At 61.1% G+C, this 9,744-nt stretch carries 8 protein-coding genes; 4 read left to right on the top strand and 4 right to left on the bottom strand.

Going from position 1 to position 9,744, the window contains the following annotated elements; translation table 11 throughout:
- Window positions 1-20: 20 nt before the first annotated feature.
- The 3 genes from E5221_RS01575 to E5221_RS01565 all read right to left on the bottom strand — a co-directional run bounded on the left by E5221_RS01575 (window position 21) and on the right by E5221_RS01565 (window position 2,401).
- Window positions 21-1,004 carry a hypothetical protein gene (locus E5221_RS01575; RefSeq protein ID WP_122048507.1) on the bottom strand — a complete coding sequence of 328 codons (984 nt, stop codon included), beginning with the start codon at window positions 1,002-1,004 and terminating at the stop codon, window positions 21-23.
- 523 nt (window positions 1,005-1,527) lie between these two features.
- Window positions 1,528-2,001, bottom strand: a complete 474-nt coding sequence (locus tag E5221_RS01570) for a transcriptional regulator (RefSeq protein ID WP_061550697.1) — start codon at window positions 1,999-2,001, stop codon at window positions 1,528-1,530.
- Window positions 2,002-2,047: 46 nt separating this feature from the next.
- Entirely contained in the window at window positions 2,048-2,401 is a 354-nt protein-coding gene (locus E5221_RS01565) for a type II toxin-antitoxin system HigB family toxin (RefSeq protein WP_102083354.1), read from the bottom strand.
- A 177-nt stretch (window positions 2,402-2,578) separates the two neighbouring features.
- Between E5221_RS01565 and E5221_RS01560 the strand changes: the two genes are divergently transcribed.
- Window positions 2,579-2,785, top strand: a complete 207-nt coding sequence (locus tag E5221_RS01560) for a DUF3079 domain-containing protein (protein WP_082810501.1) — start codon at window positions 2,579-2,581, stop codon at window positions 2,783-2,785.
- A gap of 442 nt (window positions 2,786-3,227) precedes the next feature.
- Here the strand turns inward: E5221_RS01560 and E5221_RS01555 are convergent, their stop codons facing one another.
- Window positions 3,228-5,525, bottom strand: coding sequence for a TonB-dependent siderophore receptor (locus E5221_RS01555; RefSeq protein WP_247846792.1), 2,298 nt, complete (start codon window positions 5,523-5,525; stop codon window positions 3,228-3,230).
- A 140-nt stretch (window positions 5,526-5,665) separates the two neighbouring features.
- On the opposite strand from E5221_RS01555, the gene E5221_RS01550 reads away from it, so the two are divergent.
- The 3 genes from E5221_RS01550 (at window position 5,666) to E5221_RS01540 (ending at window position 9,664) form a co-directional block, all read left to right on the top strand.
- Window positions 5,666-6,385, top strand: a complete 720-nt coding sequence (locus tag E5221_RS01550) for a response regulator (protein WP_015268622.1) — start codon at window positions 5,666-5,668, stop codon at window positions 6,383-6,385.
- A 1-nt stretch (window position 6,386) separates the two neighbouring features.
- Entirely contained in the window at window positions 6,387-7,754 is a 1,368-nt protein-coding gene (locus tag E5221_RS01545; RefSeq protein ID WP_247847717.1) for an ATP-binding protein, read from the top strand.
- 242 nt (window positions 7,755-7,996) lie between these two features.
- Window positions 7,997-9,664, top strand: a complete 1,668-nt coding sequence (locus E5221_RS01540) for an FMN-binding glutamate synthase family protein (RefSeq protein ID WP_039613178.1) — start codon at window positions 7,997-7,999, stop codon at window positions 9,662-9,664.
- Window positions 9,665-9,744 lie beyond the last annotated feature (80 nt).

The raw sequence follows: 9,744 nt of genomic DNA, 5'->3' as shown, positions 1-9,744 counted from the left end.
AGGGGCGCTATGCGCCCCTATCATTTGCCCTTCGAAATTGCGGGCTCTCTCTTTGGATCGCCATTGCTGGATACATTTGCGTACATATGGAAAAACCTACGGTTACAATTTTTTTCTGCGACCAGCAGCCTCAATGCAGGTCTGTCGAATTTTAATGCTTCTCGTCCAAGCCCTGCAAACTCTACAGCGGCTATCACATAGTTTTCGACGCAAGTAAATATATCATAGCCGTGCCGAATCGTTCGTCCAATAGTTCGGTATTCACCTTCAATTGGTAGGGCGACACCATATTCATTTATAAAATCCTCAGCATCCCTTATATTCAAATACTGAACGAGATTGATGATTTTTTTGCAGAACTCAGTATATTCAGTGTAAAACTTCGGCTGATCAGAAGCCGACAACATAAGCTCAAAACTACGTCTGGCACTCTGAACCTTTTTTATCAGTTCATCTATAACGTCCAAGCGTAGCGTGGGCGTGCCTTTCGATGCTGCGCCATCGAACAGCTTTGCATGGATGCGAGGATTAATAGTGAAGTTGGCAGTGAAGTCTGGCGAGAACTTAGTCGGGCCAATTTGCTCATAATAAGCGGCAAATTCTTTTCTGTGAAGGTAAAATAATTCGTGTTTGCTTTTTTCAATTTGCCTTGCGGCTTGAGAAGTTGAATGCAGCTTTGTTATTAACGCAGCCAGAGGGAGTGAGAGGCCAAGCAAACCCAATGGAAGAGCACTAACCCGAATAAACTCTCTGAAGCCAGCCTCTGTTAAGGATATAGTATATTCCTTCCAAGCAAAGCAACCGAACTCCAAGAAGTACATGACGGGTACCGCTATAGACAACCAGAATAGAGGTTGCTTATCTAAACCGTAATCCGGATTAAGTGAGAGCCTCTCTTTCCAATTTTCATCCCGTCGAAATTTCTTAATAATCGCAGCCGAGATTACCCCCACAAATATCATGGGTGTAACAACTAGCAGCGCTAGCATTAAATAATCGTCCATTCCCCCTCCCAGTCAGGCCAAGACGGCCACATCGAAATTCATTCGATCATATCGCCTCCGCTTACCTTTGACCTTCAGATAAAAATCCTCAGCCCCAAAAAAATTGGCCGAGAAAATCACTTATCCCCCTCCCGCCGACGCGCTCTACGTCGCGAAATAGTGCAAAGGCCAGCCCAGGTGCAGGTTACCCCCGGAGCAGGCCCGGCGCGGGCCGCGTAGAGAACCAGTGCATTGCACGCTATGCAAAGATTTGAAGGGATGTGAAGCCTCGTGCAGCCTGGAGCGTCCACAAAGTGTCCACACTGCAGACGAATATGGAACCCATATATCCCCAAATATTCAGCAAAAACAGCGCCATGCTGGGTTTTGCCAATAACCATTGGTCGTAATGTTGGACTTGTAATCAGTAGGTCCCGGGTTCGATTCCTGGTGCCGGCACCATACGCAGTATCAAAAAAGGCTCACCGAAAGGTGGGCCTTTTTTGTTTTCAGTGCCCCGCGATCCCGGCGCCCCCTACCGATTTCAAACCACCCCATGCATGAAAAACTCGACCGGCACGCTGAAAAACTCAGCAAAGCCCTTTATCTGGGCAACCGTCATCTTCCGCTTGTTGTTCAGAATCTCTGAAACCGCACTCTGGGTCGCTATCGAGGCAAGGTCCTTCTGCTTCACGCCCCTGTCCGACAGCAGGAAGGCCAACGCTTCGGCCTGGCTCGCAAACGGCACGAGTACCGACTCACTCTCATACTCGTAGACACGATCCGCCACCATCTCCGCAAAGCGCGCTGCTGCGTGACCTTCGCTGTCGGCATGCGAGTAGAGTTCATCGATCAATGCCATCCGCGCCTGGAGCTCTGCATCGTCCTTGATAGGGTCATGGCAGGCAGCAAGAAGCTGGGCCATGGTTGCCATCTGGGCGTTCAGGCCATCCAGCATGGGTGAAATATTAGCGATGAAGGCATCTAGTCCATTGGCTTCGATTTTATCCCGCTTCATGGTTGTCACCTGTCGAATCGGTAGGTTTTGGGCAAGTGCCAGGCGGCTACCTGACATCGCTCTTGCACCACTTGTCGTACTCCGCGTGCGACAGAATGGCCTTGATATAGAGGGTGCCCGTTCGTGTGTTGAGCCATGCGATCAGACGGCATTCGTTTTTCTTGATATCGAACACATAGACATCAAGCGGCCCTTTTCGGCTGGAGGGTCTGAGTTTTGAACAAGGAATGCGGTCAACGTTCCAGCCAGAGGCGGTAGACCACGTATTCCTTAGCTGCTCAAAAGACTCGAAGCGCAGCGTCGCCCTATCAAAGGTCGTGAGCCACAGGCTCAGGGGGGCTTTCCACTGGGCGTGAGCTTCGATGGCTTTGGTAACCGCCGCTTTCGTTATCACCCGCATTGTGTTGTCCCGGCGTACCAAGGTGCCTACAAATTATTCCGGATCCAGATATCTGTCAAGCAGATATCTTGATCCGGAATATACGCTCCGCTGAGGGTCACCTGGATATTGATGTCGATCAAGCTGAGTAGCGGGCCGAGGTATAGGTTGGGGACATAGTCCTGAGGGAAGCTGACCATGGCCAAGAAATTCCCCACAAACCCCAGCCACCCGGAGCGCATTTGCTGGGGCTGCGACCTGTATTGCCCGGCCAAGGCGTTGGCCTGTGGCAATGGCGCGAGCCGGACCATGCACCCGGTGGAACTGTTTGGTGAGGACTGGGATAGTTTCGAAGACCGGCTGGAGAAGTCGGTTGATCGCCAGCAAGAGACTGGCCCTAGGTGAAATAGGGCAGCTTTGTGGCCCATAGCCGGCAAGCCGCGCTCTCATAGAACTGCAGATAACTCATTGAATTAGCAGGGGCCCTGTGGGCTTTAGCCGCAAACACCGGCGCAGCCGGTGCCATACACCGCGTTGGATTCTTCGCGGCTAAAGCCGCTCCCACAGGGTACGCGGATTGCTTGCAATTTCAGTTATCTACGCGACAGCGCAGCCCAAAGGGCTGGGCCATCTACCACAGGTACAGCGCATGGTTTGAGCCTGGCGCCGACCCAGCGAATCAGGTGCTGCGGTGGATGGCACGGGCTTCGCCCGTGTTCGCGGGCGCGCCCGCTCCCACAGGGATCGCGCCACCTGTTAGAAATGGAGCAAGGCAGTTGCTACCAAAATACCTGTGGGAGCCCGGCTTGCCGGCGATGGGCTGCGCAGCAGCCCCAGGTGCGGTTGGTCAGAACGCTGTGCTGACCGTCAGCGACAGGTTGCGTGGGTCACCATAAATCGCCCCGGCATAGAACCCGTAGCGGGTGTAGTAGTGCTTGTCGAACAGGTTATTGGCGTTAAGGCTGACGCTGGTGTCGTCGGTCAGCTGGTACTTGGCCATGGCATTCCAGATGGCATAACCGGACCAATTCACGTCAGTGGCACCGGTGCTCACACCATTGCTCGGCTGGCCCGCCGGGCTGGAGATTGCGCGGATGTTGCTCTGCGCAGTAACCCCGGCGCCTAGAGTCAGGCGGTCGAGCGGGCCGGAAAGGCGGTAGGTGGTCGAGGCCTTGAACAGGTGCGACGGGTCGCTGCGGCCGTCGCTGTCGACGCGGCGGAAGTGCAGGTAGGTGTAGCCGGCGTACACGTTCCAGCTGGGGGTCAGGGCGCCGGCGATTTCCAGGTCGATACCGTCGGTTTCCTGGCCGGAACCGGCCTTGTAGGCGTCGCCACCGGTGGGGGTGGTGAGGTCGCCGTCGAGCACTGCCTTGTTTTCCTGCTTGGTGCGGAAGTACGCCGCCGAGGCGTTCAGGCGGCCATCGAACCACTCTCCCTTGATACCCGTCTCGTAGCTTTGCCCGCGAATCGGCTCGACCTTGCTGCCGCTGCTGGTTTCAGCGGTTTGCGGGGTGAAGATGTCGGTGTAGCTGGCATACAGCGAGTAGTTGTCGTTGAGGTCATACACGGCGCCCAGGTACGGGGTGACGATGCCGTTCTCTTCCTGGCTGGTACGTGCGCCAGCCACGCTGCGGGTGGTGGCCGAGTAGTTGCTGGTGCGCACGCCGAGGATGACCGACAGTGGGTCGGTGATGCTCAGGCGGGTTGCCGCGTACATGCCCTGCAGGCGGGTGGTGGTCTTGCTGTGGCGGCCGGTGCGCGAGGCGATGATGTTGTAGTCGTCATCCACACCATTGCGCCAGTCGGTCAGCGGGAAGCCGTTGTTGGCGCGGAACTGGCAACCCAGCGCAGGCGCACTGGCCATGCCGTCGCCAACCATGGTGCAGGTGTATTCCGGTGACCAGGCCACGGTGCGGCTGTCGTTGTAGCCAACCATCGCCTGGTGGGTACGGCCGAACAACTGGAACGGGCCGGACAGGTCGATCTGCGCCGACTGCTGGGTGGTGTCGGTGGAGCTGTGCAGGCCGTTGAGCACGGCGCCGCTGCCATCCTGGTCCCAGTAGCCGCCGTAGCTGCCACGGCCCGCCGAGTTGACCTTGGCCAGGCCGCGGTGGTTGAGGGTTTCGGCGGTGCTCTGGGCGGCTTTCAGGTCCAGCGTCCAGTCGTTGTCGAAGCGGTGCTCCAGCGAGCCGAACGCGGTGCGGGTGGTGTACTCGCCAAAGCTCCAGCTGGGTACCACGTTGGTGCTGCGTGGCAGGTCGGTCTTGCTGCCATCGCGGTACCAGATCGGGATGTTCGCACCCCAGCCACCGCCAACAATCTTGTTGTACTCGTACTGGTAGCCGGCACCAAGGGTGGTGGCGTCGTCCAGGTCGAACTCGAAGTTGGCCAGCGCGGCGCGGGAGCGTTCGGACTGGTTGTCGCGAAATGAGTTGGCGTCCTGCTGGGTCATCACGAAGCGCGAACGCAGGCGGCCGTCTTCGGACAGCGGCAGGTTGAGGTCGGCGCCCAGGCGGCGCTTGTCCCAGCTGCCGTAGGTGGCATAGGCGCTACCGCCGAACGTCCTGGTCGGTGCCTTGCGGATCAGGTTGACCGTGGCCGACGGGTCGCCGGTACCGCCCAGCAGGCCGTTGGCGCCGCGCACGATGTCGATGCGCTCGTACAGGTCCATGTTCAGTGCGTTGCCGCCGCCACTGAAATCGGACCCGCCCTGGAACTGCAGGCCATCGACCTTCCAGTTGCTGATCGAGTAACCACGGGCACGGTAGTCGGTACGCCCGCCCACTTCCGACTTGCTCGCGGTCACGCCTGGGGTGGTTTCCAGCGCTTGCTCGATGGTGTGGATGTCGCGGTCATCCATTTGCTGGCGGGTAATGGTGGTGACCGACTGCGGCGTCTGGCGCGGCGTCAGGGCCAGGCCGGTGGAGCTGCGGGTGCTTTCGACGGTGTAACCCAGCTGACCGGCTTCGTCGGCAGGCAGCAGGGCGCTGTCTTCGATCTGCGTGGCCTCCAGTTCCAGGGGCTTGCTGTCGGCAGCCATCGCGCCACCGCTGACGGCCACGGCAATGAACAGGGCCAGCGGTTTGAGGCGCGTGCCGCCTCGGCTGATGGAGGGGAAGGCGTTCGGGGTGCTCTCGGAGTTCATTTGGGAAGGCTTCGTATTTGCAGATGATTTTTTGTTAGGATTCTAGGGATCGGCCCCCCGAGCTCCAGACCCGGCTTGTACGGGGATGTAATCGAACGTAACGAGCGCCACCGGCCCTCACCGAACAGGTGTTTTTCTGCATGAGCACAACTTTGCTTGTTGTCGATGATGACGACGAGATCCGCGAACTTCTTTGTGATTACCTGACAGATGCCGGCTATAACGTGCTGGCAGCGGCTGACGGCGAGCAGATGCGCGAGCACCTGGCCCGGCACAAGGTGGAGCTGGTGGTGCTGGACCTGATGCTGCCGGGCGAAGACGGCTTGAGCCTGTGCCGCCAGCTGCAAGCCACGCCGGGGCTCGCGGTGATCATGCTGTCGGCCAAGGGCAGCACGCTGGACCGTATCATCGGCCTGGAGGTGGGTGCCGATGACTACCTGGCCAAGCCCTTCGAGCCACGCGAGCTGATCGCCCGGATCAAGGCCGTGCTGCGTCGTCCGCAACGCCTGGATGCCCCCGCCGAAGAGCCGGTAGAAGATGCCCAGCTGTTCGCCGGCTTCCGCCTGGAACACGTGAAGCGCCTGCTCACCCGCCCCGATGGCGAGACCCTGACCCTGCCCCGCTCCGACTACCGCGTACTGCGCGAGCTGCTGGAAGCCAACAACCGCGTGGTGTCCCGCGACCAGCTGACGCGCAGTGCGTTCGGCCGCGACCACCTGCCCGACGACCGTTCGGTGGACATGTGCGTCAGCCGCCTGCGCCAGCACCTGCGCCACGCGCCGGCGGGTGCCGCGCAAATTCTCACCATCCGCAACGAAGGCTATTTGCTGAGCATCGCCGCCAACGGGGCCGATGCCTGACATGCGCTGGCTGCGGCGGCTGTGGCCACGCACGTTGTTCGGCCAGTTGCTGCTGATAATGGTCAGCGGCACCGTGCTGATTCAGTTGATGTCCAGCAGCATCTGGTTCGATGTGCGTTTTGCCCAGGTTCTCGAGGCCCCTGTCCGGCTGATTGCCGCACGCAGCGCTCCGTTGATCGCCCAGGCCGACTGCCGTGCCGGTTCACTGCAGGCGCCAGCGCATTACCAACTGCGTTGCAGCGAAGCCCTGCCCACGCCGGTGCAGGACGAGCGCCGCGGGCGCAGGCGTGTCGAGCTGTTGCTGCACCAGGCCCTCGAGTACGAGTTGGGGCATGCCCAGGACGTGCGCCTGATGAAAGTGCAGTTGACCGACGAACAGGGCCAGCCGATCGTCTGGCGCAGCCTGTTCGGCCTGCGCACGGCCCAGGCGCATCTGCAGTTCGCGGTGCCGTTGGCCGGTGGGCACTGGCTGACCATCGAGGGCCAGGAACTGCAAGGCTGGAGCGGCGAGTCGGCCTGGGTGCTGATCAGCGATTACCTGTTGCGGGTGTACGCGCTGCGCATCGTCGCGGTATTGCTGGTGTGCCTGATAGCCGTGCGCCTGTGCCTGCGCCCGCTTCGGCGCCTGGCCGATGCCGCGCGCGGCCTGGGTAGCAACCTCGAGCAGCCGCCCTTGGCGCTGGATGGCCCGGAGGAAGTGCGCCAGGCGGCCCAGGCCTTCAACGCCATGCAGCAGCGGCTGATCGCGATGGTCAACGACAAGGCCTACTTCCTGGCCGCCGTGTCCCACGACCTGCGCACCCCGCTGACGCGCATGCGCCTGCGCCTGGAGCGCTTGCCGGACGACGAAAACCGGCAACGCCTGCGGCAGAACATCGCGCAGATGGACAACATGATCGGCCAGGTGCTCGATTACCTGCGCGCGGGGGAGCAGCAGAACTTGCAACAGGTAGACCTGGACCGGCTGGTGGTGCGCCAGTGCGCGGAGCTAGCCACTGCCGAAGAGCCGTTGCCGGTGCATGGCCAGGCGGGCAGCCTGCGGGTCGATGCCCTGCTGCTGCAGCGCTGCCTGCAGAACCTGCTGGTCAATGCATTGCGTTATGCCAAGGAGGTTTCGGTCACGCTGGAGCGCGCGACCACGGGGGTGTTCATTCATATCGATGACCGCGGGCCGGGGATTGCGCCGAGCCTGCTGGCGAGCATCATCGACCCGTTCGTGCGTGGTGAAGGGTCGCGCAACCAGGCGTCCGGGGGGTATGGGTTGGGGTTGAGCATTGCCCAGCGGATTGCTGCCAGCCATGGGGGCGAGTTGCTGTTGGCGAACCGCGAGGGGGGTGGGTTGCGGGTCAGCGTGTTGTTGCCTCGCTAACACTTTTGTGGGGGGGAGGAACTGTACCGCCTGTGCTGGCCTCATCGCCGGCAAGCCAGCTCCCACCGGAACTGCGCATGGCTTGCAATCGGTGCGGTCGAGGTGGGAGCAGGCTTGCCGGCGATGAGGCCAGCACAGGCAACACAACCACAATCAGGTAACAGTCTTTTACCGATTACCCAGGTTTTCCCCTCCCCGCCTTTGCCTATCCTATGCCCGGTCATCCTGCCTGCGATGGACCCATGAAACACTCTCTACCCAGCCGCTACGCCTGCCTCGCCCTCTGCCTGCTGTTCACCTTCGCCAGCCTGCCGCTGCTACCCCAGCATGCCTGGCTGTGGCCGTTGACACTGATCACCGCGCTGCTCAGCCTGGTCGGCCTGAACGACCTGCGACAAAGCCACCACGCCGTGCGTCGCAATTACCCGATCCTGGGCAACATCCGCTACCTGATCGAAACCATCCGCCCGGAAATCCGCCAGTACCTGATCGAGGGCGACGACGACAAGCTGCCGTTCTCCCGCTCGCAACGTTCGCTGGTTTACGCACGGGCCAAGAACGAAAGCGCCGAGAAAGCCTTTGGCACCCTCAACGATGCCTACAAGCCCGGCTTCGAGTTCATCAGCCATTCCATGCTGCCAGTGGCCACGCCAGACCCGGCATCGTTCCGCATCGCCATTGGCGGGCCGCAATGCCGCCTGCCCTATTCGGCATCTATCTTCAACATCTCGGCCATGAGCTTCGGCGCCCTCAGCGCCAACGCCATCGCTGCTCTCAACCGCGGTGCACGCATGGGCCGTTTTGCCCATGACACCGGCGAAGGCAGCATCAGCCCGTACCACCGCGAACATGGCGGTGACCTGATCTGGGAAATCGGCAGTGGCTACTTCGGCTGCCGCACCGAGGACGGCCGCTTCGACCCGCAGCGCTTCGCCGAGCAGGCGCGCTCGCCGCAGGTGAAGATGATCGAGATCAAGCTCAGCCAGGGCGCCAAGCCGGGCCACGGCGGCATCCTGCCGGGGCACAAGGTCAGCCCCGAAATTGCCGCAACCCGTGGCGTGCGCGTGGGCGAGGATTGCATCTCGCCGGCGGCGCACAGTGCCTTCCGCACGCCGGTCGAGTTGCTGCAGTTCGTGGCCAGCCTGCGCGAGCTGTCGGGCGGCAAGCCGGTGGGGTTCAAATTCTGCCTGGGCCACCCTTGGGAGTTCATGGGCATTGCCAAGGCCATGCTGGCCACTGGCATCACTCCGGACTTCATCGTCGTCGATGGCAAGGAAGGCGGCACCGGGGCGGCGCCACGCGAGTTCAGCGACAACATGGGCGTGCCGATGCGCGAGGGCCTGATGTTCGTGCACAACACCCTGGTCGGCCTGAACCTGCGCGCCGGCATCCGCATTGGCGCGGCGGGCAAGATCGTCAGCGCCTTCGACATCGCCAGCGTGCTGGCCATCGGGGCGGACTGGGTCAACTCCGCGCGCGGCTTCATGTTCGCCATTGGCTGCATCCAGTCGCAGAGCTGCCATACCAACAAATGCCCGACCGGGGTGGCCACGCAAGACCCGCTGCGCCAGCGCGCCTTGGTGGTGCCGGACAAGGCCGAGCGGGTGGCCAGCTTCCACCGCAACACGCTGCATACGTTGGCCGAAATGTTGGCTGCCGCGGGCCTGGAACACCCTTCGGAACTCAAGCCCAAGCACCTGGCGCGGCGTATCAGCCCTAGCGAAATCGGGCTGTTCTCGGACCTGCACACGTTCCTTAAACCGGGCGAATTGCTCAGTGGCTCGATTGAAAGCGAGTTTTATGCGCGGATGTGGCGGATGGCGCGTAGTGACAGCTTTGCGCCGGAGACTGGGGAGGGAGAGGTGAAGGTTGCTGGGGTGCGGCGCAGGGAAGTGGTGGAGACGGCGTGAAAGCCGGGGGCCGGGTTGCGGCCCTTTCGCGACACAAGGCCGCTCCTACAGAATCGTGTGGGAGCGGCCTTGTGTCGCGA

Source organism: Pseudomonas sp. A2 (genome assembly GCF_023100865.1).
Taxonomy (GTDB): Bacteria; Pseudomonadota; Gammaproteobacteria; order Pseudomonadales; family Pseudomonadaceae; genus Aquipseudomonas; species Aquipseudomonas asiatica.
This window is presented reverse-complemented; position numbering and strand designations above follow the sequence as displayed.